The organism is Hydrogenophaga sp. L99, assembly GCF_058731905.1.
Window position 1 is genome coordinate 2,608,296 of sequence record NZ_CM178972.1, and the last position, 25,799, is coordinate 2,634,094.

19 protein-coding genes, 1 tRNA gene and 1 pseudogene are annotated in these 25,799 nt (G+C 64.7%); 10 read left to right on the forward strand and 11 right to left on the reverse strand.

The genetic code is table 11. From position 1 onward, the window contains the following. The first annotated feature begins 454 nt into the window (after window positions 1-454). Window positions 455-3,439 carry an Rne/Rng family ribonuclease gene (locus tag AC4QBL_RS12410; RefSeq protein WP_472901140.1) on the forward strand — a complete coding sequence of 995 codons (2,985 nt, stop codon included), beginning with the start codon at window positions 455-457 and terminating at the stop codon, window positions 3,437-3,439. Between the two features lie 389 nt (window positions 3,440-3,828). Here the strand turns inward: AC4QBL_RS12410 and AC4QBL_RS12415 are convergent, their stop codons facing one another. From AC4QBL_RS12415 to hemC, 4 genes are read right to left on the reverse strand one after another with little or no spacing between them, the layout of a single operon-like run. Continuing rightward, complete coding sequence (locus tag AC4QBL_RS12415) at window positions 3,829-5,109, reverse strand: heme biosynthesis HemY N-terminal domain-containing protein (protein WP_472908185.1); 1,281 nt, start codon at window positions 5,107-5,109, stop codon at window positions 3,829-3,831. A gap of 23 nt (window positions 5,110-5,132) precedes the next feature. Further along, window positions 5,133-6,353, reverse strand: coding sequence for a uroporphyrinogen-III C-methyltransferase (locus AC4QBL_RS12420; protein ID WP_472901638.1), 1,221 nt, complete (start codon window positions 6,351-6,353; stop codon window positions 5,133-5,135). Then, complete coding sequence (locus AC4QBL_RS12425; protein WP_472901639.1) at window positions 6,350-7,240, reverse strand: uroporphyrinogen-III synthase; 891 nt, start codon at window positions 7,238-7,240, stop codon at window positions 6,350-6,352. The genes AC4QBL_RS12420 and AC4QBL_RS12425 overlap by 4 nt, the downstream gene beginning before the upstream one ends. A 2-nt stretch (window positions 7,241-7,242) precedes the next feature. Then, entirely contained in the window at window positions 7,243-8,217 is a 975-nt protein-coding gene (gene hemC, locus AC4QBL_RS12430; RefSeq protein WP_472908176.1) for a hydroxymethylbilane synthase, read from the reverse strand. Window positions 8,218-8,430: 213 nt separating this feature from the next. Between hemC and AC4QBL_RS12435 the strand changes: the two are divergent. From AC4QBL_RS12435 to AC4QBL_RS12460, 6 genes and pseudogenes are all read left to right on the forward strand, one after another. Next, window positions 8,431-11,316 (forward strand): annotated as a pseudogene (locus tag AC4QBL_RS12435) (phosphoenolpyruvate carboxylase); the annotation flags it as partial. 141 nt (window positions 11,317-11,457) lie between these two features. Beyond that, entirely contained in the window at window positions 11,458-12,312 is an 855-nt protein-coding gene (locus AC4QBL_RS12440; RefSeq protein WP_472901642.1) for a 3',5'-nucleoside bisphosphate phosphatase, read from the forward strand. Between the two features lie 109 nt (window positions 12,313-12,421). After that, window positions 12,422-13,057 carry an L-threonylcarbamoyladenylate synthase gene (locus tag AC4QBL_RS12445; RefSeq protein ID WP_472901643.1) on the forward strand — a complete coding sequence of 212 codons (636 nt, stop codon included), beginning with the start codon at window positions 12,422-12,424 and terminating at the stop codon, window positions 13,055-13,057. A gap of 90 nt (window positions 13,058-13,147) precedes the next feature. Next, window positions 13,148-13,816 carry a site-2 protease family protein gene (locus AC4QBL_RS12450; RefSeq protein WP_472901684.1) on the forward strand — a complete coding sequence of 223 codons (669 nt, stop codon included), beginning with the start codon at window positions 13,148-13,150 and terminating at the stop codon, window positions 13,814-13,816. A gap of 12 nt (window positions 13,817-13,828) precedes the next feature. Next, window positions 13,829-15,124 (forward strand): tryptophan--tRNA ligase, encoded by a 1,296-nt coding sequence (locus AC4QBL_RS12455; protein WP_472901644.1) that lies wholly within the window; start codon window positions 13,829-13,831, stop codon window positions 15,122-15,124. 162 nt (window positions 15,125-15,286) lie between these two features. Then, window positions 15,287-15,880 (forward strand): LuxR C-terminal-related transcriptional regulator, encoded by a 594-nt coding sequence (locus tag AC4QBL_RS12460; RefSeq protein WP_439113913.1) that lies wholly within the window; start codon window positions 15,287-15,289, stop codon window positions 15,878-15,880. A 66-nt stretch (window positions 15,881-15,946) separates the two neighbouring features. Here the strand turns inward: AC4QBL_RS12460 and AC4QBL_RS12465 are convergent, their stop codons facing one another. After that, the gene (locus AC4QBL_RS12465; RefSeq protein WP_472901645.1) at window positions 15,947-17,392 is read right to left on the reverse strand and encodes a sensor histidine kinase; all 1,446 of its coding nucleotides are present in this window, start codon (window positions 17,390-17,392) and stop codon (window positions 15,947-15,949) included. Window positions 17,393-17,636: 244 nt separating this feature from the next. On the opposite strand from AC4QBL_RS12465, the gene AC4QBL_RS12470 reads away from it, so the two are divergent. Continuing rightward, window positions 17,637-17,724: transfer RNA gene (locus AC4QBL_RS12470), tRNA-Ser, on the forward strand. Between the two features lie 80 nt (window positions 17,725-17,804). Here AC4QBL_RS12470 and serS read toward each other — a convergent pair. Genes serS through AC4QBL_RS12485 form a run of 3 tightly spaced genes read right to left on the reverse strand, consistent with a single transcriptional unit; the run spans window position 17,805 to window position 20,636 of the window. After that, the gene (serS, locus tag AC4QBL_RS12475; RefSeq protein WP_472908177.1) at window positions 17,805-19,124 is read right to left on the reverse strand and encodes a serine--tRNA ligase; all 1,320 of its coding nucleotides are present in this window, start codon (window positions 19,122-19,124) and stop codon (window positions 17,805-17,807) included. Window positions 19,125-19,170: 46 nt separating this feature from the next. Then, window positions 19,171-20,190, reverse strand: coding sequence for a 4-hydroxy-3-methylbut-2-enyl diphosphate reductase (gene ispH / locus AC4QBL_RS12480; protein WP_472908178.1), 1,020 nt, complete (start codon window positions 20,188-20,190; stop codon window positions 19,171-19,173). Further along, entirely contained in the window at window positions 20,190-20,636 is a 447-nt protein-coding gene (locus tag AC4QBL_RS12485; protein ID WP_472908179.1) for an FKBP-type peptidyl-prolyl cis-trans isomerase, read from the reverse strand. The genes ispH and AC4QBL_RS12485 overlap by 1 nt, the downstream gene beginning before the upstream one ends. Window positions 20,637-20,768: 132 nt before the next feature. Here AC4QBL_RS12485 and radC point away from each other — a divergent pair, with 132 nt between their 5' ends. Next, the gene (gene radC / locus AC4QBL_RS12490) at window positions 20,769-21,449 is read left to right on the forward strand and encodes a RadC family protein (protein WP_472908180.1); all 681 of its coding nucleotides are present in this window, start codon (window positions 20,769-20,771) and stop codon (window positions 21,447-21,449) included. 25 nt (window positions 21,450-21,474) lie between these two features. After that, window positions 21,475-22,158, forward strand: a complete 684-nt coding sequence (locus AC4QBL_RS12495) for a Smr/MutS family protein (RefSeq protein WP_472908181.1) — start codon at window positions 21,475-21,477, stop codon at window positions 22,156-22,158. On the opposite strand, the gene AC4QBL_RS12500 is transcribed toward AC4QBL_RS12495, so the two are convergent. The 3 genes from AC4QBL_RS12500 to AC4QBL_RS12510 are packed head-to-tail and all read right to left on the reverse strand — an operon-like array spanning window position 22,151 to window position 25,799. Then, the gene (locus AC4QBL_RS12500) at window positions 22,151-22,771 is read right to left on the reverse strand and encodes a queuosine precursor transporter (protein ID WP_472908182.1); all 621 of its coding nucleotides are present in this window, start codon (window positions 22,769-22,771) and stop codon (window positions 22,151-22,153) included. The genes AC4QBL_RS12495 and AC4QBL_RS12500 overlap by 8 nt on opposite strands. Before the next feature lie 50 nt (window positions 22,772-22,821). Further along, window positions 22,822-23,238 carry a group II truncated hemoglobin gene (locus AC4QBL_RS12505; protein ID WP_472908183.1) on the reverse strand — a complete coding sequence of 139 codons (417 nt, stop codon included), beginning with the start codon at window positions 23,236-23,238 and terminating at the stop codon, window positions 22,822-22,824. A 29-nt stretch (window positions 23,239-23,267) separates the two neighbouring features. Further along, window positions 23,268-25,799, reverse strand: a complete 2,532-nt coding sequence (locus AC4QBL_RS12510) for an ABC transporter permease (protein WP_472908184.1) — start codon at window positions 25,797-25,799, stop codon at window positions 23,268-23,270.

Here is a 25,799-nt window from a genome sequence, read left to right on the forward strand (position 1 = left end):
ATGGGTATAAGTTGCCACCCGCAGCACCCGGGTCCGGCGCCTGTTTCCTGTTGCATTCCCGAGCGAATCCAGGCACAGCACCGGGCAGGTTGAAGCTGCGGGAGAACCCGCTACAGAAACTGCGAACCCGAATACGGAATACCCCAATCACCCAGCCTGCAAAAGAGGCTGGTTGAGGACGAAGTGAAGTCAGAGAGACAACCGCCAGACCCATGTCATTGACAGCCACCTGGCCATCCCTGTTCACCCACCTCCACGCGCCTACGCCCTGACCCGGCGGTTCGACGCGGCACCTCCCGGTGCCCGCTTGCGTTGAACGCCCTCCCCGAATCGCGGGTCATCGGCTCTCCGGCAATTCCTCCCCTCGTTCGCTTTTCCCGCGTGTTCACGGCAGGTTGGCGCTATGGGCCTGGCCCGCAGCGTCCTTGTGTGTTTGAACGAAGGAAAACGCATCATGAAACGCATGCTGATCAATGCCACGCAGGCTGAAGAACGCCGCTTGGCCATTGTGGACGGGCAAAAACTGCTCGACTACGAAATCGAAATCGAAGGGCGCGAACAGCGCAAAGGCAACATTTACAAGGCCGTGGTCACCCGCGTCGAGCCTTCACTGGAGGCCTGCTTTGTCGATTACGGCGAAGAACGCCACGGCTTTTTGCCCTTCAAAGAAATCTCGCGGCAGTATTTCGCCGCTGGCGTGCCGGTCAACCAGGCCCGCATCAACGACGTGATCCGCGAAGGCCAGGAACTGCTGGTTCAGGTGGAAAAAGAAGAGCGCGGCAACAAGGGCGCGGCCCTGACCACCTTTGTGAGCCTGGCCGGCCGCTATGTGGTGCTGATGCCCAACAACCCGCGCGGCGGCGGTGTGAGCCGTCGCATTGAAGGCGAAGACCGGCAAGACCTCAAGGCCGCCCTGGACCAGCTGGAATACCCCAACGGCATGAGCATCATTGCCCGCACCGCCGGCATTGGCCGCGATGCCCCTGAGCTGCAATGGGACTTGAATTACCTGCTCAAACTGTGGAACGCCATCGACGGCGCGGCACAGGGTGGCAAGGGCGCCTACCTGATTTACCAGGAATCGAGCCTGGTGATTCGCGCGATCCGCGACTACTTCAACGGCGACATCGGCGAGATCCTGATCGACACCGACGACATCTTTGAACAAGCTCACCAGTTCATGAGCCACGTGATGCCCGAGCACGGGCACCGCGTGAAGCGCTACCGCGACGATGCGCCGCTGTTCAGCCGTTTCCAGATCGAGCACCAGATTGAAACTGCCTACAGCCGCACGGTGAACCTGCCCTCGGGCGGCGCCATCGTGATCGACCAGACCGAAGCGCTGGTGGCCGTGGACGTGAACTCGGCGCGCGCCATCAAGGGCGGAGACATCGAAGAAACCGCCACCCGCACCAACCTGGAAGCTGCCGACGAAGTGGCCCGCCAGGCCCGTCTGCGCGACTTGGGCGGCCTGATCGTGATCGACTTCATCGACATGGACGAGTCGAAGAACCGCCGCGAAGTGGAAAACCGCCTGCGCGACGCACTGCGCCAAGACCGCGCCCGCGTGCAGTTTGGTGCCATCAGCAAGTTTGGCTTGCTGGAGATGAGCCGTCAGCGCTTGAAGCCCATGCTGAGCGAAGGTTCGTCCATTCCTTGCCCACGCTGCGGGGGTTCCGGCCACATCCGCGACACGGAAAGCTCCGCGCTGCAAATTCTGCGCATCATCCAGGAAGAGTCGCTGAAAGACAGCACCGCTGCCGTACTGGTACAGGTGCCGGTTGAAGTGGCCAGTTTCCTGCTGAACGAAAAGCGCACCGAGATCACCAAGATCGAACTCAAGCAGCGCATCAACGTGCTGCTGGTGCCGAACAAGTCGCTGGACACGCCGAACTACAAGCTCGAACGTCTCAAGCACGACGACCCGCGCCTGGACAACCTCGATGCGAGCTACAAACTGGCCGACGAAGCCGACGACGCCACAGGCTTCACCCGCCGCAGCCAGGAACGCACCAACAAGCAAGAGCCCTTGATCAAGGGTGTGCTGCCGGACGGTCCGGCACCGGTGGCCGCACCGCGCCCTGAAACGCCCGCCCCTGTTGCAGTGCCTGCAGCAGCCGTGCCACACGTGGCCGCTGCACCCGCAGCCAAAGCACCCGCACCGGCTGAAAAAGGTTTCTTTGGCTGGCTCAAGAGCCTGTTTGGCGGTGCTGAGCCTGCACCTGTTGTGGCAGCTCCCGCACCTGCCGCACCAGCAGCCAAGACCGGCGCTCGCGAAGAGCGTCCCGATGCACGCCGCGACGGCCGCAGCCGTGGTGGCCGCAATGGCGCCGAAGCCCGACCACCGCGCGAGGGCCGTGAGGGCCGCGAAGGTGGCCGTAGCCCGCGTGGCGAAGGCCGCAACGTGGAAGGTCGACCCGAAGGCCGTGGAGATCGCCGCAGCGAAGGCCAGCCTGCTCGCGTTGATGGACGCGGTGAGGGCCGTGAAGGTCGCGAAGCCCGCGAACCGCGCGAACCCCGCACCGACGGCCGCAATGGTGGCCGCCGCGACAACCGCCGCGATGCTGCGCCCGCAGACACCAACGCCCCTGCCAACGCCCTGCTGGCGAACGCCGCACCCGAGGCTGCAGCGGACACACCAGAAGCGGCCGAAGCACAGCGCCGCGAACGCCGTCCGCGCAACGACAACCGCCGCCGCCAGCCGGGTTCCGACACGCCCGAGACCGGCTCCACGGTTCAAAACGCAGATGCCGAACCCGCGCTGAACGCTGCGACTGAAGCCGGCGCAGAGGCACCGCGCGAAGGTGAAGCCGACAACGGTGCACCGCGCGCGCCACGCGAACGCCGCAGCCGCGACCGTTATGGCCGCGACCGCCGCGAACGCGCACCGCGTGACGCATCTGCGGCGCCGGCCGAAGACGGCTCAGCAGCCGAAGCCCTGCCCGCCGAACACACGACGGGCGAAACAGCCAGCGAAGCACCGGTCCGCAGCAGCTATTTCAGCCTGCCCGTGGAAAACGCACCCGTGCAAGCCCCCGTAGCGGCTCCTGTTGCAGAAACGCCGGTCGCCGTGCATGCTGCCGTGGAGCCTGTGGCCGTGGTTGTGCCGGAGCCCCGCGCCGCCAAGCCAGCACCCGTCGCAGAACGTGCAGCACCGGCACCCTCTGCCGCGCCCGCTGCCAGCGGTTTGCCCAAGGTGCAGGCCTTCGAGTTGTCGCTGGAAGCCCTCAACCAGGTGGCTCAGAGCAGTGGCCTGGAGTGGGTAAATTCCAACGCCGACAAAGTGGCCCAGGTGCAAGCTGCCATTGCAGCGGAACCCAAGCCCATTCACGTGCCGCGTGAACCCAACGTCGTGGCGTTGCCCGATGATGGACCGCTGGTGCTGGTGGAGACGCGCAAAGACCTGCGCAACATGCCGTTGCCCTTTGAGGCACAGTAAGTTGCGCTGAACACAAGCCCTCGGGCTTGCGCAGGCTCCCCAGAAAACGCCGGTCGCCATCGACCGGCGTTTTGCATTTCAGAGCGTCAAAAAGGCGCATTGCCCAGGGCAGGCACGCGCCGCAGATCTTTGGCCAGCAGGCACAGTGGCCGGGGGATGTCCGCCGTAATGTGCAGAACACGGCTGCGCTGCCTCAGATCGCAACAAGCGGGAATAACCCGGTGCTGCAGACCAAGCGGCTTACAAGATGGCCGGGTATCAAGGGGCTGGACCAGCCACACAGCGCAGCAACGTTGTGACGACCCCGGCGGGCATACCCCGTACAGCCGGTAGTGCGGATCAAACCGGGGCAAGCCTCGCGATTTCTGCGAAAAGAAACCGCACCAACCTCAGTCGATCTGGGCCGCTTTTTTCCAGGCGGCTTGGGCAGCGGTTTCGTCACCGCGCTCCAACGCCAGTTCGGCGAGCGCACACCAGGTGCGGCGCAACAGGGTGGGTTCTTGGAGGCTGTGACTGGCTTGGCCCAGCAACTGGGCCGCCTTGCCCCAGAGTTGGCGCTGCATGCACGCCTGGCCGGACAAGTATTGCAAAAACGGGTTGTTGGGCAGCTGGCGCTGGGCTTGCTCGACCCGAGCCAGCCAGGCCGCGTCCAATTGCGGCAAACCAGGTTCCAGAGCCTGCACACACTGGCGCTGCTGTACAAGGTCCAGCGAACCAAACGTTTGCCACAGCGGCTCCAGCCAGGTGCGGACCAGCGCAGCTGCGGCCAAGCGATCCGCGGCGTCGCCACCCTGGGCCGCCAACCCGTTGGCACGCTGTGCTGCCGCCAAGGCCAGCTCTGGCATGGCGCGTTCGGTGCTGTCGAGCTTGAGCCACACCGCTTGCAGCTGCTGCAAATCGTGCGCCTGGCCCAGCGCGTCCAAGGCCAGCCCGCGCACGACACTGCGGGCGACCGAGGGTGAAAAAGCCCGGTGCTTGGCCAGCACCCGGGCCGTTTCCAGGGCTTCGGCGGTGGCACCGCCCAGCCGGGCAATGCGCAACTTCAGGCGCAGGGTCTGGATGCGGCGAGCGGCGCCCTGCGGCAAATCGGCCAGCCGGCTGCGGGCGGCGTCAACGTCGCGGTCTTCCACCGCCCAGCGCACCGCACGCAACAAAGCGCCTTCGTAGGCTTCGGGTGCGGTTTTCAGCAGCTGGGGCGACAAGGCCGCCTGCAGGTGCTCGTCACGGCGATCCTTGTTTTGCAGCGCCTGGGCGCTTTCCGCCAGCAGCAGGTGCGCCAGCAGCTGAAGCTGATCGCGGCGGGGCCACTGCGCCACCGCTGAGGACTTCAGCTGGTCCAGCGCATGCTGGGCCGCTGACTGGGCGCGCACAAACCGACCCGACAACTGGTGCGACAACGCGTCCATGACGGCGCCGACCACCGCGCGCTCCACCTGCTGCCCCCGCCAGCGCTGGGCCTGTGCCGGCAGTTCGCGCAGCACCGCAATGGCCCGCAGCGCCAGGTGCAGCAGTACAAAGACGGCGATGAGCGCAAACACCACGAAGTTGAACGAAACGTCGAACCGGTAGGGCGGCCAGAACAGGGTGAGTGTGGCCGGGTTGCGTCCCACCAACAGCGCCAGGGCAACGGCCAGCGCCGCCAGCCCCAGCAACCAGAACACGCTGCGCATGGCGCCGCGCTGCAGGCTGCGCATCAGCGACCTCCCGCCGCAGCCGCCAACGCGGCCAAGGTTTCGTCCGGACGGGGCAGGTTGTTGTCCACCAAGTCTTTGCGCAGGCCAGCCAGCACGCTCTGCGCACTGCTCACCGTGGGCGAGGTGGTGTCAAAGTAGCGCCCCAGCGCCTGCTCAACCGCAGTCACATCGGCCTGGCTGGACACCATGTGGCGCGCCAGCAAGCCCAGACGGGCATTGAGCAATTTGAGCTTGATGTTTTCACGCAGGAAAAACGCCTGCTCAGGCGCCAGCAGGGCCGCCTCGGGACGGTCGATGCGGCTGACCCGCACCAACTCACGCCCGCTGCGTGTCACGTCGGCCCAGATGCGGTCCCACACACCCTGCCACCCGGCAGCCACGCGGCTCCAGCCCTGGCTCAAACCGCTGTCGGCAGAGGCCGGGGTCACCACCTGGGCATCGGTCACACCCACCGGGACGCTGCTGGCCAAGGGCGCCGCGACGGTCTCAACAGCCGTCTGGGCTGAGGCTTCGGCGGGAGGCGCCTGAACGGCTTGCGGCGACGCAACGGCAGCCACCGGGCCAACAGCCGGCCCCACGGCATTGAGCACCGGCCAGTCATCCACCTGGCGGGCCAGTTCGTCCAGCCGCAAGGCCAGCGCCGGAATATCGGCCAAGGCGGCCGCCTGGATGCGGTCAATGTCGCGGGCAATGGCGCGTTGCACCGGGTTCAACCGGGGTTGCGCAGCGCGGGCAATGCGTTGATCGGCCGCCTGCAATGCCGACACGAGGGGTTGAGCGCTGCCCGTGAGCTGCGCCTGCTGCAGAGCCAGACGCAAGGCCGACTCCATATCCTCCACCAGGTTGTCGTCGCGAGAGCGGGACAGGGTGAGCATCAGCTCCTCAAGCTGGCTGCGTTGCAGACTCACCTCAGAAAGCCGCACCTCGGCCACCGTCAGGCGGGCTTGCAGCTCTTGCGACAACGCTTCGGCCTGCCCGGCAAGGGTGCGCGCTTCCAAGGCCTGTGTGGCGCTGTCCTGGCTGCGGCGGGCCATCTCTTGCTGCGTCAGGCTGAGCTTTTGCCACAACAGGCCGCTCATGATCAGAGCCAACACCGCCACCACGAGACCAAGCAGCAGCAACCAAGTGCCCGAGCGTGATCTGGCAGAAGGCAGCGCAACACCGGCTGCGCTGGCAGCGGGCGGTGTGGTGACGGGTATATCGGGTGTGGTTTGACTCATGGGCGGCTCCAGTTCGATTCTAGAGCGCGCAGCACGTCGGGCAGCGCTGGCCGTGTTTCCACCACCGAAGCGAAACCGGCGGCTCGGGCCGTGGCCGCTATGCGGGGGTGGGTGGCCAGGGCGCTGGCCTGCGTCCAGTTGACATGGGGTGCCATGCTGCGCAGGTGCGCCAGGGCCTCTGAGCTGCTGAACAACCACACGCTGCCAGGCGCTGATGCAGCGCTTAGCCGGGCCTGCAAAGCGGGCGTGACCACAGGTGCACGGCGCTCGTAGGCCACACAGGCGTCCACCTGCGCGCCGGCGGACCGGCATTGCCGAATCAACCAGTCTCGCCCATGGCCTGCGAGCGCCTGCCCAGCGGGTGCGCTGGGATGCGTTGTAACAGCGTCCAGCGAAGCGCCGCGCACGATCAAGACGCGCAAGCCTGGCCGCAACTGGGATGCCACCACCGGCCACAAGCTCTCGGAGTCGAACTGGGCAGCGTCGGACGCAGGCGCGTCGATGAGCTCAGGACCCAGCCCCCGGGCAGCCAGCGCCAGCGCCAGCGCACGCGCCGTGCCGGGGCCCGGCGCCCAGAAGCGGGTACGAAACAGCCCGCCCTGCGGCGCCTGCACCGCGTCTGAAAAAAAGTGCTGCACCGCCGCCGCGCTGACGAACATGATGGCGTCGGCTTCCAGCCAGTGCGCCCGTGCCTGCGCAAGCCGCTCGCGCACCGCAGCCTCGGCCGGCTCGGCAATCGTGATCAAAGGCAGGGCCTGCGCTGGCCAGCCTTCTGCCAGCAACGCCTGCACCCAGGTGGCGGCTTCAGCCTCGGGCCGGGTGAGGATCACGCGCTGCGCGGGGGCCAGCGGATGTGGCTCAGGCACTGCCACGGGGTCTGCTGCCAAGGTCAGCTCTCTGCCGCGGCCACCGGCGGCTGGGCACCGGCAGCCCGCAGCGCATCGGCCACGCGCTGGCCCAAGGCTTCTGCCTGCGCCAGGTCTTGCACCACCGCCTGCTGGCTCACCCGCACCACACGTTGCTGGCCTTCGGGGTCGCCCCAGGCCGCGTCCAGCTGCAGGCGGCTGGCATCGGCCGCGTCCCAATGCGCATAAGCGGCCAGCGGCATCGAGCAACTGCCGCCCATGGCGCGCGACACGGTGCGCTCAGCCGCCACGCGGTGCCAGGTGGGCAGGTGCACCAGTGGTGCAAGCGCAGCCACCAGATCGGCGCGGTCCGACCGCACCTCGATGCCCAGCGCGCCCTGCCCTGCGGCCGGCAGCGACTCAACCGGCTCAAAAATGTGGCGGATGCGCTCAGCAAGCCCCAGGCGCTTGAGCCCTGCGGCAGCCAGCACGATGGCGTGGTACTGCCGTTCGTCCAGCTTGCGCAGCCGGGTGTCCAGGTTGCCGCGCAGGGGTTCAATGCGCACATCGGTGCGGCCCAGCGCGTCCAGCGCCTCGCGCAACAGCACCAGGCGGCGCAGGCTCGACGTGCCCACCACGGCGCCTGCGGGCAGCTCGGCCAGCGTGGCGCACACCGGCGACACCCAGGCGTCGCGCGGGTCTTCGCGCTCCATCACACAGGCCAGCGCAAAGCCTTCGGGCAAATCCATCGGCACGTCTTTCAACGAATGCACCGCGATGTCGGCCCGGCCCTCTTCCAGCGCCACTTCCAGCTCTTTCACAAACAAACCTTTTCCGCCCACCTTGGATAGGCTGCGGTCCAGGATCTGATCACCCTTGGTCGTCATGCCCAGCAATTGAACGCTGTGACCCAGCCGCTCCAGCAGCGCCTTGACGTGTTCGGCCTGCCACAGCGCCAGGCGGCTTTCGCGGGTGGCGATGGTGATGGACAGGGCTGGGTGGGTGTTTGAAAGTGACACGTTGAAAGATCAAAAAAAGATCAAAGCCAAAGGGGTGTTTTCGTACCTGATTGGTAACAAAAAGAGCAACTTTGAATGCTAGCATGCCCCCTGCCCAAAAAATCAGCACCACCCGAGCACGCCATGAGCCGACCGTCTGCCCGCACCGTCCCGTCCACCAACCCGTCACGGACCCGCGCGCGCAGCAGCACCGCCAAGCCCGCCATTCGGCCAGACAAAGAGCAACCGCTGATCGACGACATTCGCTTGCTCGGGCGCATTTTGGGGGACGTGATCCGCGAACAGGAAGGCCAGGCAGCCTTTGACCTGATCGAGCAGATTCGCCAGCTTTCGGTGGCGTTTCGGCGCCACGCCGACCAGTCGGCCGACAAGGCCCTGAAAAAGCTGCTCAAGGGGCTCAGCGGTGACCAGACGGTGAGCGTCATCCGCGCCTTCACCTATTTCAGCCACCTGGCCAATTTGGCCGAAGACCGCCACCACATCCGCCGCCGCGCGGTGCACGAGCGCGCAGGCGATCTGCAAGAAGGCAGCCTGGCCATGACGCTGCAGCGCCTGAAAAAGGCAGGTGTTGCACCGGCCGAGGTGTTGACAACGCTGGCGCACAGCCACATCTCGCCGGTGCTTACGGCCCACCCGACCGAGGTGCAGCGCAAAAGCATTCTGGATGCCGAGCGCGCCATCGCCCACCTGCTGGCCGAGCGCGACACGCAACAACAACCGCTACCGCGTGAAGAGGCCGAACTGGAAGCGCAGTTGCGCGCCCGCGTGACGCAGCTCTGGCAAACCCGCCTGCTGCGCTTTACCAAGCTCACCGTGGCTGACGAGATTGAAAACGCGCTGAGCTACTACGAAGCCACCTTTCTGTCGCAAATTCCCAAGCTCTACCGCGAGCTGGAAGAAGGCCTGAGCGAGCCTGGCTCCGCCATTGCGCCGGTGGCCACGTTTTTGCGCATGGGCCAATGGATTGGCGGTGACCGCGACGGCAACCCCAACGTCACCGCACAGACCCTGGAACTGGCGCTGCAAAGCCAGGCTGAGATGGTGCTGCGCCACCACCTTCGGCAGTTGCACTTGCTGGGCGCCGAGCTGTCGGTGTCGGCCATGCTGGCCAGCGTGAGCCCGGCCATGCAGGCGCTGGCCGAGCGCTCACCCGACACCAACGCGCACCGCCAGGACGAACCCTACCGACGCGCACTCACCGGCATGTACGCGCGCCTGGCCGCCACGCTGCACACCCTCACCGGCGGTGAAGCGGCTCGCCACGCCGTGGCGCCCCAAGACCCTTACGCCCAAGCGACCGACCTGCTGGCCGACCTGCGCACCATTGAAGCCTCGCTGGTGGCGCACCACGGCGCAGCGCTGGCGCGCGCACGCTTGCAGCCGCTGATCCGAGCGGTCGAGGTGTTTGGCTTTCACCTGGCCACCATCGACCTGCGCCAAAGCTCGGACAAACACGAAGAGGTTGTGGCCGAGCTGCTGGCCACCGCTCGTATTGAAGCCCAGTACAGCGCCCTGGACGAAATGGGCAAGCGCGCCGTGCTGCTGCGCCAGCTCAACGACGCCCGCCCCCTGCGGGTGCCCGGCGCAGCCTATTCGGCGCACACGCTGGACGAGCTGGCCATTTTTGACAACGCCCGCAGTGGGCGCGAGCGCTTCGGGGCGCACGCCATTCGCCACGCCATCATCAGCCACACCGAAACGGTGAGCGACCTGCTGGAGGTGCTGCTGCTGCAAAAAGAAACGGGCCTGATGCATGGCCTGCTGCAAGAAGACGCCCGCTGCGACCTGATCGTGGTGCCCCTGTTTGAAACCATTGAAGACCTGCGCAACGCCGCGCCCATCATGCGCGACTACTACGCCCTGCCCGGCGTGCGCGCCATGGTGCAGCGCGGGCAAGCCACGGGCTACAGCGAGCAAGACATCATGCTCGGCTATTCAGACAGCAACAAAGACGGCGGCATTTTCACCAGCAACTGGGAGCTCTACCGCGCCGAGATTGCGCTGGTGGAGCTGTTTGATGCGATGAACGCAGAAGGTGAGGACAGCGAAGGCCACAGTTTCGCCGCCGGGCCGCCCCAAGGCAAAACAGCCCCCTCGGGGGGCTGCGGACCTCGCGCAGCGGGGCAGCATGGGGGTCACATCCAGTTGCGCATGTTCCACGGCCGGGGCGGCACCGTGGGCCGGGGCGGCGGCCCCAGCTACCAGGCCATCCTGGCGCAGCCACCGGGCACCGTGCGCGGGCAGATACGCCTGACTGAGCAGGGCGAGGTGATCGGCTCCAAATACGCCAACCCCGAAATTGGCCGGCGCAACCTGGAAACCCTGGTGGCCGCCACGCTCGAAGCCACCCTGCTGCAACCCACGCGCAATGCGCCGGCGGCGTTTCTCGCAGCAGCCGATGCGCTGTCTGCGCAGAGCATGGCCTCTTACCGGGCGCTGGTGTACGACACCCCTCGCTTTGCCGAGTACTTTTTTGCCGCTACCCCCATCCGCGAAATTGCCGAACTCAACATTGGCTCGCGTCCGGCCTCACGCAAGGCCACCCAAAAAATTGAAGACCTGCGCGCCATTCCCTGGGGTTTCAGTTGGGGCCAGTGCCGCCTCACGCTGCCGGGCTGGTACGGGTTTGGCTCGGCGGTGCACGCCTTTTTGCACCGCGACGGCGAAGCCGGTGTGGCCCAACAAACGGCCCTGCTACAAAAGATGGTGAAACAGTGGCCCTTCTTCAGCACGCTGCTGTCTAACATGGACATGGTGCTGGCCAAGAGCGACCTGGCACTGGCCACGCGCTACGCCGAACTGGTGGAAGACAAGCGCCTGCGCACCAAGGTGTTCAGCGCCATTGAAGCCGAATGGCACCGCACCACCGAAGCGCTGGCGCTCATCACGGGCGAAGAACAGCGCTTGGTCAACAACGCTGCGCTACAGCGATCCATTCGCCACCGATTCCCCTACATCGACCCGCTGCACCACCTGCAAGTGGAGCTGGTGCGCCGCTACCGCGCCGGAGAAAACCAGGCCGACCGCGATGAAAAGGTACGCCGAGGCATCCACATTTCCATCAACGGCATTGCGGCCGGGCTGCGCAATACCGGGTAGCCACCCGCGCGGAATGTCCCCGCGCCGCCTGCGGCCTGGCAAAGCCGCGTTCCGCGGCGCTTTGAACGGGAGTCACTTCGGCTCCCGAGGGGTTTACGGGCGCATTCGGTGCCAGAGATTCGTCAAACCTACAATGACCGTGTGACCCACATACTCAACGCCGATCTCCACTGCCACTCCATCGTGTCCGACGGCACGCTTACGCCAGAGGCGCTGGCGCAGCGCGCCAAAGCCAACGGCGTGGACCTGTGGGCCCTGACCGACCACGACGAAATTGGCGGCCAAGCCCGGGCCATGGAAGCCGCCCGCGCAGTGGGCCTGCGCTACCTCACCGGCACAGAAATTTCCGTCACCTTTGCCGGCATCACGGTGCACATCGTGGGCCTGGGCATGGACACCACCCACCCGGCCCTGGTGCAAGGTCTGCACGCCACCCGCGGCGGGCGCGAGCAGCGCGCCCGCGCCATGAGCGACGATCTGGCGCGCGTGGGTATTCCGGGCGTGTACGAAGGCGCGCTGAAATACGTGGACAACCCCGAGCTCATTTCGCGTACCCACTTCGCGCGCTACCTGGTGGAAGCCGGTATTTGCCGCGACACCAACGAAGTGTTCCGCAAATACATCAACGACGGCAAGCCTGGGTTTGTGCCACACCGCTGGGCCACACTGGGCGACGCGGTGGGCTGGATCACCCAGTCGGGCGGTGTGGCGGTGATTGCGCACCCAGGGCGCTACAAGCTCTCGGCCAATGAAGAATACGCCTTGTTCACCGAGTTCAAAGCACACGGCGGCCAAGGGGTTGAGGTGGTGACCGGCGCGCATGGCGTTGCCGACTATGCGAAATACGCTGAATATTGCAAAGAATTTGGCCTGGTGGCCTCGCGCGGCAGCGACTTTCACAGCCCCGAAGAAAGCCATACCGACCTGGGCAAACTGCCCGACCTGCCGGGCAGCGTCACGCCGGTATGGGAGCTGCTTGAGTCCCGCATCCAGTGAACGGCTGAGCGCCTGAACGGGCCCACAGACGGCACGCCAGCGCGTTGGGGCAGTTGCACGCTGTGCTGGCGGTGGTGGAGCAGCGCCGGGTCCGTCGCACAATAGAGCCATGTCCCAGTTATTCGACGTTCACCCCGACAACCCCCAACCCCGTCTGCTCAAGCAAGCGGTGCAATTGCTGGAGCGCGGCGGCGTGCTGGCCGTGCCCACCGACTCCAGCTACGCGCTGGTCTGCCACCTCGATGACAAAGCCGCCGCCGACCGGCTGCGCCGCATCCGCCAGGTGGACGACAAACACCACCTGACGCTGCTGTGCCGCGACCTGAGCGAACTCGCCAGCTACGCCCGCGTGGACAACCGGCAGTACCGTCTGCTGAAGCAGGCCACACCGGGGCCCTACACCTTCATCCTGGAAGCCAGCAAAGAAGTGCCCAGACGCCTGAGCCACCCATCGCGCAAAACCATTGGCCTGCGCGTGCCCAGCCACAACGCCTTGTTGGCGCTGCTCGCGCTGCACGGCGCACCGCTGCTGGCCACCACCCTGATTCCGCCCGGCGAAACCGACCCGTTGAACGATGCGCAAGAGATCCGCGAGCGTTTCCAGCACGACCTGGCGGGTGTGATCGACGCGGGCGCCTGCGCCCTGGAACCCACCACCGTGGTCGATCTCACGCCCATGGGCAGCGGTGGCGAGCCCGAACTGATCCGGCAAGGGCAAGGTGCGCTGGCCCAGCTGGGCATGTGAGCACCACCAGCCAGCCTGTGCAGGCCAAGGCCGCGCCAGGCAGCACACCGCGCCATCTGGGACAATAGCGGTTTGCCCGACACCTCCGCCATGGACTTCGCCCAGATCGTTCAAACCATTGCCATCTACGCCATTCCCGTGCTGTTTGCCATCACGGTGCACGAGGCGGCGCATGGCTACGCGGCGCGCCACTACGGCGACAACACCGCCTACATGCTGGGGCGCATCACCCTGAATCCGATCAAACACATCGACCCGGTAGGCACCATTGCCATGCCGCTGCTGCTGTACTTTGCCACCTCGGGTGCGTTTTTGTTTGGCTACGCCAAACCGGTGCCGGTCAACTTCAACCGCCTGCGCAACCCCAAAAAAGACATGGTCTGGGTCGCCCTGGCCGGGCCAGGCGCCAACCTCGTCCAGGCCATCCTCTGGACCGTGCTGCTGTATGTGCTCGTCGCCACCGGCGTCGAAGAGCGCTTCTTCCTGCAGATGTGCCGGGCGGGCATTCTGGTCAACCTGGTCATGTTTGCTTTCAACCTGTTTCCGCTGCCACCGCTCGACGGCGGCCGCATTCTGGTTGGCCTGCTGCCCTGGAAACAGGCCGCGCTGGTCTCGCGCATTGAGCCCTGGGGGTTTTTCATCGTCATGGCGCTCGTTATCTCGGGCGTCGTGGGCAACCTCTGGCTGCGCCCGCTCATGGCGCTCACCAGCGGCGCCATTGAAGTGCTGCTCACGCCACTGCGCATGCTGATCCTTTAACCGTTGTCGATCATGAAAACCCTGCGCGTCCTCACTGGCATCACCACATCCGGCACCCCCCATCTGGGCAACTACGTGGGCGCTGTGCGCCCCACCGTGCGAGCCAGCCGCCTGTCGGAGGTAGAAAGCTTTTACTTTCTGGCCGACTACCACGCCCTGATAAAAGTGGGCGATCCCGCCCGGGTGCAGCGCTCCACGCTGGAAATTGCGGCCACCTGGCTGGCCTGCGGGCTCGACCCGGAGCAAGTCACCTTCTACCGCCAGTCCGACATCCCGGAAATTCCCGAACTCACCTGGTTGCTCACCTGCGTCACCGGCAAAGGCGTGCTCAACCGCGCGCACGCCTACAAAGCCTCGGTGGACAAGAACACAGCAGCCGGTGAAGAGCCCGACGCGGGTGTCACAGCGGGCCTGTTCATGTACCCGGTGCTCATGGCGGCTGACATTTTGATGTTCAACGCGCACCAGGTGCCGGTTGGGCGGGACCAGATCCAGCACATTGAAATGGCGCGCGACATGGCGTCCAGCTTCAACCATCTGTATGGCGAGCATTTCACGCTGCCCGAGGCTGCCATTGAAGAACACGTGGCCACCCTGCCCGGGCTCGATGGCCGCAAGATGAGCAAGAGCTACGACAACACCATCCCGCTGTTTGCACCACGCGAGCAGCTGAAAAAACTCATCATGGGCATCGTGACCGACTCGCGCGCGCCCGGCGAGCCAAAGGACACCCAAGGGTCGGCCCTGTTTCAGCTTTATCAGGCCTTTGCCTCCACGGAAGAAACCACCGCACTGGCCAAGGCCTATGCAGACGGCATTGCGTGGGGTGATGCCAAACAAGTGCTGTTTGAGCGCCTGGACACGGAAATTGCGCCCCTGCGTGCGGTGTACGACGAACTGATCCAGAACCCCGCCCAGCTGGAGAAAACCCTCAAAATGGGCGCAGAAAAAGCCCGCGCGGTGGCTACACCGTTCACGGCTCGGTTGCGCCATGCCGTCGGCTTGCGGCCACTGGACAGCCTGACCGATGCCCACAAAACAGCCAAAGCCGCGAAAGCTGCAGCACCCAGCTTCAAGCAATACCGCGAAGCCGACGGCCTGTTTTACTTCAAGCTCATGGACGCCAAGGGCCAGCTGCTCCTGCAAAGCACCGGCTTTGCCTCGCCCAAAGAAGCGGGCCAAACCATTGCGCAGCTGCAAACGAGCGGAACCAACGCCCTGGCCGAGAACCCAACTCACCTCGTCATCAAGGCAGACCTCGAAACGGTATCTTTGGCACTGCGCTACTTCAGCGAAGCCACGAACTGATTCCTTTCGACCTACCGACTGAAGCTTGGCTAAAGATCTGGACCGTTAAACCTGCAATAGACCCCTTGCACAGCACCAATTTGAAGGTTTGGCACTATCGCCAAACCCCACCATTGCCGCTATGCTCTGCCCCTTAAAACAATTACGTACACCACTGCCGTCATGAGTATTTTTGTTATTGATGATCATCCGCTGATGCGCGAAGCCGTCGTGATGCTGTTGCGCCGGCTGCGTTCATCAACTCAGGTGATCGAGCTGGAAAGACTGGCCTCCGTCAGCAAAGCCATCGCCGAACACGGCGAACCCGAACTGGTGTGCCTGGACCTGAAATTGCCCGATACCAACGGCGTGTCGGGTGTGCGCGAAGTGCGTCAAATGCTGCCCGACACCTCATTGATTGTGCTGTCGGCCTCCCCTGCATCGGACTACGAAGACCTGTCCCGCGAAGCGGGTGCTGACGCCTATGTTGAAAAATCGGCAGGCGCGGCCCAAATTGCCAAAGTGCTGCGTGAATTCTTGGCCGACGAGGTCGAAGACGAAAACGCCCCAACCATTCCAGAAAAACTGTCCAAGCGCCAGAAACAATTGCTGGTGATGCTGGACCGTGGCTTGAGCAACCGGGACATCGCCGAGCAACTGCAAATCAGCGAACACACCGTCAAAGTGCACCTGTGGCGGCTGTTCCGACGGCTCAACGTCAAGAGCCGCTCGCAGGCCAGCCACCTGGCGCGTACCGCAGGCTTGCTCGATCTCTAAACATCGGGCATGGGAGCAACCAGCCCTTGCGGTGGGTTGCTGCCCTTCTTCGCTGCGACGAAAAAGTCAGCGCAAACCCATCATGGCCGAGTTCAGCACCACGCTGCTGCCATCTGCACTTGCAGCATCTCTCTGCGTGTAAGCCGGCAACATCAACCGAAACACGCTGCCCTGGCTGGCCACCGAATTGAGCGCGAGCTGGTAGCCCATCATGGTCGTGAGTTTGGACACAATGGTCAGCCCAAGCCCCAGGCTGTCTTCGGTGCCTTGGTGTTGAGACACCCGGAAAAATTCTTGAAAAATGGCTTGCTGGTGCTCACGGGCAATGCCGACACCCGTGTCCCAAACCTCGAACACCAACATGTCCGAGCGGTGACGCAACCCCAGCAGCACACCACCCTTTTGGGTGTGCCGCAGCGCGTTGGAAACCAGATTACCCAGAATGCGTCGCAGCACCACGGGATCTGCCCAAATGGTGGTGGGGCGGGCGTGGGTGCGCAACTTGAGCGACTTGCCCGCCGCCACCGGCTCAAACTGCAGCGCCATGTCGGCAAACAGCTGTTGCACATCCACATGCTGCAACCGGACCTTGTAGTTGCCGGCATCGATGCGGGTCAGGTCAAACAGCGAGTCAAACAGCTCGTTGATCGCCCGGGTTGACTGCAAAATGCGCGGGGCGATGTCCCGCGCCATTTCGGGCTCGGTTGCCAGCCAGTCGGCATACAGGCTCAGCGCATGCACCGGCTGGCGCAAGTCGTGGGCAGCCGACGCCAAAAAGCGGTTTTTGGTGGCCACTGCACGCAACGAGGCACGGGTTTGCTGCGTCAGCGAATCAATCAGCTCTTGGTTGGAAAACTGCAACTCAAAACTGGCGCGGTGCACCTGGTGCAAGCGCTCACCCGCAATGCGAAGCAACCACCAAAAAATCAGCAACAACAACACCAGCGAGACGAGGTGCTTCAAGCCTGTGGTGGGCACCACACCCACCAGCATCGGCGCCATCAAGCCCACCAAGACCGAGATGACCAATGCATTGGTGTAACTGCGGAACACCGGCAGGTAAGCGCTGAATGCAGTGAGAGACAACAAGCCGTGGCCCAACACCACCAGCCCACACACAAACTGCGTCTGCATACTGGCTTGCAAGTAAGTCAGCCCGATGGAAGCACCCCAAAACACCCCCACCGCGGCCCACGACCACCCGTAGCGGGCAATGAAAGCCATGCGCAGGGGCCCTTCTGTGCTGTCGTATCGCAGCCGGTAGGTACCGATCATGCGGTAGCGGAAAACCAGCACCCCCAGCAACAAAACGGTCCAGACCGTCAAAGCGATGTTGTGGACCTCTCCCGCCATCAGGTAAATCATGACCGGCAAGGCCAGCGTCGCCGAGATCAGCGAAGGCATGGCGTTGTCCATCAACACGCCAATCAACTTCGAGTCCACCCATTGGTCTCTGACCTCGGGCGACGCCGGCATGTGCTGGTGGGTGGCAGGTTGGGTGTCGACGAGCATGTTGGACCATGGATTCCGCGGTCAGGCATTGTCGCACCGGGCATGCGCCGGCGTAGCTGAAAATCCGCAGCCGCCTGCTGCTGAAATCGTGACATTGGCGACGGGCCGCGCATGCAAATTAACCGACAGATCAGTTCTGTTGAAATTTTTCCTGACCCGGAAAATTTCTCAGAACAAAATCCGGCTGAAATTCAGGCTCCCCGGGTCTGGTAAACTACGAAGCTTATGACCTGAATCACACCCTGGAGAGGTGGCAGAGTGGTCGAATGTACCTGACTCGAAATCAGGCGTACCGCAAGGTACCGAGGGTTCGAATCCCTCCCTCTCCGCCAATGAAAAAGCCCCGCATCGCGGGGCTTTTTGCTTTGTTCGTCGAGCCGCTGCCTGCTTGCAGCGGCTGCCCGAGCGGGCCTCAAGCCGGGGTCAGGCGCTCCAAGCCGCCCATGTACGGCCGCAGGGCCTCGGGGATCGTCACGCTGCCGTCGGCGTTTTGGCCGTTTTCCAGCACCGCTACCAGCGCCCGGCCCACCGCCAGCCCTGAACCGTTGAGGGTGTGCACCAGTTCGTTTTTGCCCTGGGCGTTCTTGAAACGCGCCTGCAGGCGCCGGGCCTGAAAGGCTTCGCAGTTGGAGACCGAACTGATTTCGCGGAAGGTCCCTTGCGCCGGCACCCACACTTCCAGATCGTAGGTTTTGCTGGCGCCAAAACCCATGTCGCCCGTGCACAGGCTCATGACGCGGTAGGGCAAGCCCAGTTTTTGCAGCACCGCTTCGGCATGGCCGGTCATGGCTTCGAGCGCTTCGTGGCTTTTTTCAGGATGAACGATCTGCACCATTTCAACTTTGTCGAACTGGTGCTGGCGGATCATGCCGCGGGTGTCGCGCCCGGCGCTGCCGGCTTCCGAGCGAAAGCACGGCGTGTGCGCGGTCATTTTGATGGGCAGGTCGGACTCGGCGAGCACGGTGTCGCGCACGACGTTCGTCAGCGTGACTTCGGAAGTCGGGATCAGATACAGCGCCTGCGTATCGGGCACCTCTTCCCCATCTTGTCCGCCCTTTTTTACAGCGAAAAGGTCGGCCTCAAATTTGGGCAGCTGCCCGGTGCCGCGCAAGGTTTCGGCGTTGACGATGTAGGGCGTGTAGCACTCGGTGTAGCCGTGGTCCTGCGTTTGCATGTCGAGCATGAACTGCGCGAGCGCACGGTGCAAACGAGCGATGGGGCCGCGCATGAAGGTGAAGCGTGAGCCAGCCAGCTTGGCGCCGGTGTCAAAGTCCAGGCCCAGCTTTTCGCCGATGTCGACATGGTCGCGCACCGGAAAATCAAACGCCCGGGGGCTGCCCCAGCGGCGCACTTCAACGTTACCGTCTTCGCCCGCGCCCACCGGCACACTCTCGTGGGGCAGGTTGGGCACGGCGAGCAACAGGCTTTGCAGCTCGGCTTGCAGCGTTTCCAGTCGCGCGGCAGAAGCTTCCAGCTCGGTCTTGATCGCGCCCACCTGGGCCATCACCGCGTCGGCCTCGGCGAGTTGGCCTTTGCCTTTGAGCATGCCAATCTGTTTGGACAGGCTGTTGCGCTGGCTTTGAAGCTCTTCGGTGCGGGTCTGCAGGGTTTTGCGTTCGGCCTCCAGCGCGCGGAAAACGGCCACATTCAGAAAGGCCTGGGGTTGTTTGCGGGTCTCAAGCCGGGCAATCACGGCGTCGAGGTCTTTTCTCAGGTGAACGATGTCTAGCATGGTGGGATTGTAGTTTTGGGGTGCCGGAGCCTGACAAGGCCCGGGGTCAGCGCAGGTGTTCGAGCGCGGCGCCCTCTTCGCCGTCGATCTTCAGGCCTTTGGGCAGCGGGAATTTGATGGTTTCGGTGAGTCCGTCCATGGTGCGGACCGAGATGGCGCCCAGCGCCTTGATGCGGTCAATCACCTGGCGCACCAGGATTTCAGGCGCCGATGCACCCGCCGTGAGGCCAACGCGGGTCTTGCCTTCAAACCACTCGGCGCGCAGCTCGTCCGCACTGTCCACCATGTGGCTCTCGGTCCCGAGTTTGATGGCGACTTCGCGCAGGCGGTTGCTGTTGGAGCTGGTGGGGCTGCCCACCACAATCACAATGTCAACCTGTGGGCTGAGCAGCTTGACGGCATCCTGGCGGTTTTGAGTGGCGTAACAAATGTCTTGCTGCTTGGGCTCGCGCACCAGCGGAAAGCGGGCTTTCACGGCCGCGAGGATCACGGCCGCGTCGTCCACAGACAGCGTGGTTTGCGTCACCACCGCCAGCCGGGTTTCTTGCATGGGGACGACCCGTGCCACATCGGCCACGTCTTCGACCAGGTGAATGCCACTGTCAAGCTGGCCCATGGTGCCTTCCACTTCGGGGTGCCCCTTGTGGCCGATCATGATGAACTCGTAGCCCTCGCGGTGCAGCTTGGCCACTTCCACATGCACCTTGGTCACCAGGGGGCAGGTCGCGTCAAACACATGAAACCCGCGCTGCTGCGCTTCCTGCTGCACCGCTTTGCTGACGCCATGCGCTGAAAAAACCAGGGTGGCGCCCGGGGGCACGTCTGACAGCTCTTCGATGAAGATCGCCCCTTTGGCCTTCAGGTCGTTCACCACATAGGTGTTGTGCACGATCTCATGGCGCACATAAATGGGTCGACCAAACTTGGCCAGCGCGCGCTCCACAATCTCGATGGCGCGGTCCACACCGGCACAAAAACCGCGCGGCTCGGCCAACAGAATTTCAACGTCGCCGCCAGCGCTTGATGGTTCGGAGCCGGCCGCAAATTTGCTGGGTTCATCGGCCATCACAGCACCCCGATCAGTTGCACTTCAAACTGCACCGGCTGCCCGGCCAGCGGGTGGTTGAAGTCAAACAACACCGCGCCGTCTTCACGCACCTCTACCGCTGAGCCGGCGTAGCTCCCCAGACCGTCCGGTGTGGGGAACTGCACCACGTCACCGGGCACGTACTGCTCGTGTGGGTCACCGAGTTCGTTGAGCAGCTTGCGCGCTACCCACTGCACCATCTCGGGCTGGCGCTCGCCAAAGGCCTCACCGTCGTCGAGCTCGATCACATGCCGGGTGCCCTCCTCCAGGCCAATTAAGCGCTGTTCAATGGCAGGCGACAGCTGCCCAGACCCCAGGCTGAGCGTGGCGGGCTGACCATCAAACGTGTCGATGATGACCTGCCCCCCGGGCCCCGACATGCGGTAATGCAGAGTGAGAAAAGAGCCTTCTTGGACGTGGGACATGCGAAGCCAATGTGGTGAATTCAGGGGTCTGCCGTGCAAAGCGCCACAAGGGCCACCGAAAGCGCGCGACAGGAAAGTGGCCCTATTGTAAAAAGTGGGCTGGATCAGGGAGAAAAAACAATGGATAGCCTTTTGACGTCCGGGCTGAAGAGCCTGCCCAGCGACGCGCGTCCGCGCGAAAAGCTGCTGGCCCGAGGCCCCGGCGCGCTCAGCGACGCCGAGTTGCTGGCCTTGTTGCTGCGCACCGGCATACCGGGCAAACACGTGGTGCAGCTGGCGCAAGAGCTGCTGGACCGCTTTGGTGGCGTGGGTGGCCTGCTGCATACCGGCGCCGAAGCGCTCAAGGTGATCAAAGGGCTGGGCCCCGCCAAACGGGCCGAAGTGGTGGCGGTGCTGGAACTGGCGCGGCGCGCCCTGGCCCAGGAACTCAAGCTCAAACCGCTGTTTGACAGCCCACAAGCGGTGCGCGATTACCTGCAACTGCAGCTGGGGGCGCGGGCACACGAGGTGTTCGCGGTGATGTTTCTGGACAGCCAGAACCGGCTGATCGAGCTGGAAGAGTTGTTTCGGGGCACCCTCACGCAAACCAGCGTGTACCCACGCGAGGTGGTGTTGCGCGCCCTGCACCACCACGCCGCGGCCGTGGTGCTGGCACACAACCACCCCAGCGGCACGGCCCAGCCTTCCCGGGCCGACGAAGCGCTCACCCAGACCTTGAAAGCGGCGCTGTCGCTGGTGGACGTGCGGGTGCTGGACCACTTCATCGTGACCCGCGAGCAGGCAGCGTCCATGGCTGAAATGGGCCTGATCTGACCGCGAAACCCTGCACTGCGCGACAATGCGGCGCATGAAAGTGCATGCGTTCGCCGACCTCAAAACGCTCCAACGCGTGATGAACGAGCGCGCTGCGGTGCAAGCCGCAGCGCTCGAAGCCGCGCGCGCAGCCCGCTTGAGGCGGGAGCGCGAACAACGCTTGTTTGAACTCGCGGTGGGCCCGGTGCAACCCATTGCCCACGGCGGGCGTATCGCGCCCCGGCCTGTGGCGGTGGAGCCGCTGCCGGTGCAGCGCTTGCGGGACGAGGCGTCTGTCATGCGCGAAGCCCTGTCAGACGAGTTTGACGTGGAAACCCTGCTGCACACCGACGACTTGCTGAGCTACCGCCTGCCCGGCTTGGGCTCGGACGTGGTTCGCAAGCTGCGCGAAGGCCGCTGGAGCATTCAGCGCCAGATCGACCTGCACGGACTGCGCACCGACGAGGCGCGCGAGGCGCTGGGCCTGTTTGTAAGGGAATCGCACCAGCTGGGGCTGCGCTGCGTGCGCGTGGTGCACGGCAAAGGGCTGGGCTCGCCCGGGCGCACACCGGTGCTCAAGGGCCGTGTGCTGCGCTGGCTGGTGCAAAAGTCGGAGGTGATGGCGTTTGTGCAGGCCCGCCCGGCCGAGGGCGGTGCGGGCGCCTTGGTCGTGTTGCTGCAGCCGGTGCAACAACCGCACCGGCTCCCCGCACGCGCAGCACCTACCTGATTTGCGCCAGCAACCGGCGCACCGCCATCCGAAACGGCACCAGCGCCAGCAAGGCCAGCGAGAGTTTGACCATCCAGTCGGCAGCTGCCAGCGACACCCACAGCGGCGCCAGCGGTCCCATGCCCAGCATGGGCAACACTTCGTTGGCCCAGCTCACGTCATTGGCGGGCTCAAGCCACACCAGGGAGGCAGAAAAGGCGAGCGAGAAAAACAGCGCCGTGTCGATGGAGGCGCCCACCAGTGTAGAAACGAGCGGCGCACGCCACCAGCTGCCCTGGCGCAAGCGGTCAAAAATGGACACGTCCAGCAACTGAGCGACCAGAAATGCCACCCCGGAAGCCAGCGCAATACGCAGCGTGACCAGCGGGCCGGCCTCGCCCACAATCTGGCTGCCCACCAGGGAGCACAACAGCCCGATGACAAAGCCGGCCAGCACCACCTTGCGCGCGGCCTTCGGGCCGTGCACAAAGTTGACCAGATCGGTCACCAGAAAGGCCAGCGGGTAGGTGAAGGCGCCCCAGGTCAGCCATTGGCCAAACAGGAACTGCACCAGAATATTGGAGGCCAGCACGATGGCCGCCATGGCCAGAATGCCGGGGAGAAGAAACGTCATGGAGGTTTGCGCGTGATGCCGTGGGCGGGGCCACCCACACAGCAGCCGGATTATGGCGTGTTGCGCATCCAGTCTGCCGTCTGGAAAAAGCTGGTTTTCAGGCGCTCGCGCAGCACCGGGTCCACACCGGTTTCACCCATGGCCTGGTCCATGCAAGCCAGCCATTGGTCTCGCTCCTGAATGCCAATGGAAAACGGCATGTGGCGCATGCGCAAGCGCGGGTGCCCAAACCGCTCGGTGTAGTGCTGCGGGCCGCCCAGCCAGCCACACAGAAACCAAAAAAGCTTGTCGCGTGCGTCGTCCAGCGTGCTGCCGTGGGCCACGCGCAGTTCGTGGTAGCCCGGCTCAATGTCCATCAGGTCGTAAAAGCGGTCAACCAGCGCGCGCACGCGCGCTTCGCCCCCCATCCATTCAAACGGGGTGGCGGGCGCGCTGGTATGGCTTTCTTCGGTAGATGGCGTATTCATGGCGGTATTGTCGTGCGTCAAACGGTCACTCAGGCGGTCGCCTTGCGCAGCGTTTCCACCACTGGCGTGCGCAACACGCTGCGCAAGCCCCACCACCCGGCGGCGAGAGCCAGCAGCGCGCCTGCCAGGCTGCCAGCCAGCGGCACCCACAGCGAGGCGGTCCAGGCGAATTCAAAAACGAACCGGGCCAGGGCCCAGCCCACGATCACCGCGACCACCGAGGCCAGAAAGCCGGCCAGCAAGCCCACCCCCAGCAGCTCGATGCGCTGCACCTGGCGCAACAGCGCCGAACCCGCGCCCACCGCCCGCAAAATAGCGAACTCGCGCTCGCGCTCACCGCGGGTGGCGGTGATGGCCGCCAGCAGCACCACCAAGCCTGCGGCCAGCGTGAAGGCAAACAAAAACTCCACCGCACCAATGACCTGCCCCAGCACGCGCTGCACCTGGGCAATGGTCTGGCTCATGTCCACGTTGGTGATGTTGGGAAACTGCCGTACCAAGGTGTTGTCAAACTGGGTGCTGCCCTCAGGCGCCTGAAAAGCGCTGATGTAGGTCACGGGCACATTGGGCACGTTGGCCACGGGGAACACAACAAAGAAGTTGACGCGCATCGAACCCCAGTCCACCTTGCGCAGGCTGGTGATGGTGCCCTCGCTCACCTGCCCGGCGATGTCAAAGCCCAGCCGGTCGCCGAGCTTCAGGCCCAGCGTTTCGGCCAGGCCCTCTTCCACACTAAGGCCGTCGGCTTCGTTGTCGGTCCAGCGCCCGGCCACCACCGGGTTGTGTTCGGGCAGCGTGGCGGTGCTGGACAGGTTGAACTCGCGGTCCACCAGCCGCTGGGCGCGGTCGCCCACAAAGCTTTCGGGGTTCACCGGCTCACCATTGATGCGCACCAGTCGGCCCCGGATCATGGGGTACCAGTCAAAGCGCTCCACCCCGGCCTGCCGAAGCGCCTGCTGAAAAGCTTCGCCCTGCTCGGGCTGGACGTTGATGACAAAGCGGTTGGGCGCGTCGGGCGGCGTGGCGTTGCGCCAGCTGGAAATGAGGTCGGTGCGCAGCAGCACCAGCAGCACCAGAGCCAGCAAGCCCACCGCCAGCGCGCTGATTTGAACCACCGCGTAAGCCGGGCGGGCCGAGAGCTGGCGCGTGGCCATGACCAGCGCGCGCGGCGCGGTGGCCTCGTTCACACTGGCGCGCAGCAAGCGCACGGCCGCGTAGCTGACCACCGCAAACAGCAGCACCGCCGCGGCAAAGCCGCCCACGGCGATCGCGCCGAGCAACAGGTCGCGGCTGGCGGCCAGCAGCAAAGCGGCAAAGCCCGCCACACCCAGCCCCAGCACCGCCAGCGTGGCAGGCTTGAGCTGGCCCACGTCCCGCCGGATCACGCGCAGCGGTGGCACCTGTGCCAGCTGCAACACCGGTGGCAAGCCAAAAGCCATCATAAGCGTGAGGCCCATGCCCAAACCCAAAAACACCGGGTTCAGGCTCGGTGCGGGCAGCGCAGCGTCCACCAAACCGGCCAACAGCAGCACAAACGCGTGGTGCACGCCGTAACCCAGCGCCACGCCCACGGCACTGGCCATCAAACCAACCAGCGCAAATTCAAGTGTGTAGGCGCGCGCCATGGTGGCTTGAGACAGCCCGAGCACGCGCAACATGGCGCAATCGTCCAGGTGGCGCTGGGCAAAACCACGCGCCGCAATGGCCACGGCCACCGCGCACAGCAGCGCGGCGAGCAGGGCCACCAGGTTCAAAAATTTCTCGGCGCGGGCCAGCGTTTGCTGCATTTCGGGGCGCCCGCCCTCCAGCGACTCCAGCCGCAGCCCGCGCACGCCGGGCTTTTCGACCTCCAGCTCAGCCCACCGCACAAACTGCGCCACACCCGCATCGGGCCCCGCCACGGCCAGCCGGTAGGTCAGGCGGCTGGCGGGCTGCACCAGGCCGGTGGCCGGCAAATCGGCGCTGTTGATCATGACGCGCGGCGCAAAGCTCATGAAACCAGCGCCTCGGTCGGGCTCGACCACGATCACTTTCGACAGGGTGAACGACGCGTCACCCAGCAACAAGGGCTGCCCCATCTGCAGGTTCAGCGCCACCAGCAGGGCCGCGTCCACCCAGGCGGTGCCGGGGGCCGGTATGTCGCGTGTGGCCTCGTCAGCAGTCTGCGGTGCCGGCGCTACCCGCAGCGTGCCGCGCAGCGGGTAGCCCTCGCCCACAGCTTTCAAGGCCACCAGACGTGCAGCGCCACCGGCTTCTTCAGGCGCCCGGCCCATGGTGGGGAAGCCCAGTGTCTGGGTGGTTTGCAAGCCCAGCGCCAGCGCCTGTTGCTCAATGGTGGGCGGTGGCTGGTTGTCGCTGCTGATGACGGCATCGCCACCGATCAGCGCGCGAGCGTCTCGCGCCAAGCCGTTTTGCAGCCGGTCGGCGAAAAAACCCACCGCCGTCAGAGCCGCCACGGCCAGCGTGACCGCCAGCACCAACAGCCGCAACTCGCCAGCACGCCAGTCGCGCCACAGCGAGCGCCAGCCCAATTGAACAAATGAAGGGGGTCGAGATTCCAT

Excerpts from the sequence above, each read along its gene's own strand:
- AC4QBL_RS12455 (WP_472901644.1), top strand. The coding sequence starts at position 13,829 with ATGAAAACCCTGCGCGTCCTCACTGGCATCACCACATCCGGCACCCCC.
- AC4QBL_RS12415 (WP_472908185.1), bottom strand. The coding sequence starts at position 5,109 with ATGCGCAGCGTGTTCTGGTTGCTGGGGCTGGCGGCGCTGGCCGTTGCC.
- AC4QBL_RS12485 (WP_472908179.1), bottom strand. The coding sequence starts at position 20,636 with ATGTCCCACGTCCAAGAAGGCTCTTTTCTCACTCTGCATTACCGCATG.
- serS (WP_472908177.1), bottom strand. The coding sequence starts at position 19,124 with ATGCTAGACATCGTTCACCTGAGAAAAGACCTCGACGCCGTGATTGCC.
- AC4QBL_RS12505 (WP_472908183.1), bottom strand. The coding sequence starts at position 23,238 with ATGAATACGCCATCTACCGAAGAAAGCCATACCAGCGCGCCCGCCACC.
- AC4QBL_RS12420 (WP_472901638.1), bottom strand. The coding sequence starts at position 6,353 with ATGAGTCAAACCACACCCGATATACCCGTCACCACACCGCCCGCTGCC.
- AC4QBL_RS12495 (WP_472908181.1), top strand. The coding sequence starts at position 21,475 with ATGCGGCGCATGAAAGTGCATGCGTTCGCCGACCTCAAAACGCTCCAA.
- AC4QBL_RS12450 (WP_472901684.1), top strand. The coding sequence starts at position 13,148 with ATGGACTTCGCCCAGATCGTTCAAACCATTGCCATCTACGCCATTCCC.
- AC4QBL_RS12410 (WP_472901140.1), top strand. The coding sequence starts at position 455 with ATGAAACGCATGCTGATCAATGCCACGCAGGCTGAAGAACGCCGCTTG.
- AC4QBL_RS12465 (WP_472901645.1), bottom strand. The coding sequence starts at position 17,392 with ATGCTCGTCGACACCCAACCTGCCACCCACCAGCACATGCCGGCGTCG.
- AC4QBL_RS12510 (WP_472908184.1), bottom strand. The coding sequence starts at position 25,799 with ATGGAATCTCGACCCCCTTCATTTGTTCAATTGGGCTGGCGCTCGCTG.
- AC4QBL_RS12460 (WP_439113913.1), top strand. The coding sequence starts at position 15,287 with ATGAGTATTTTTGTTATTGATGATCATCCGCTGATGCGCGAAGCCGTC.
- ispH (WP_472908178.1), bottom strand. The coding sequence starts at position 20,190 with ATGGCCGATGAACCCAGCAAATTTGCGGCCGGCTCCGAACCATCAAGC.
- AC4QBL_RS12445 (WP_472901643.1), top strand. The coding sequence starts at position 12,422 with ATGTCCCAGTTATTCGACGTTCACCCCGACAACCCCCAACCCCGTCTG.
- AC4QBL_RS12500 (WP_472908182.1), bottom strand. The coding sequence starts at position 22,771 with ATGACGTTTCTTCTCCCCGGCATTCTGGCCATGGCGGCCATCGTGCTG.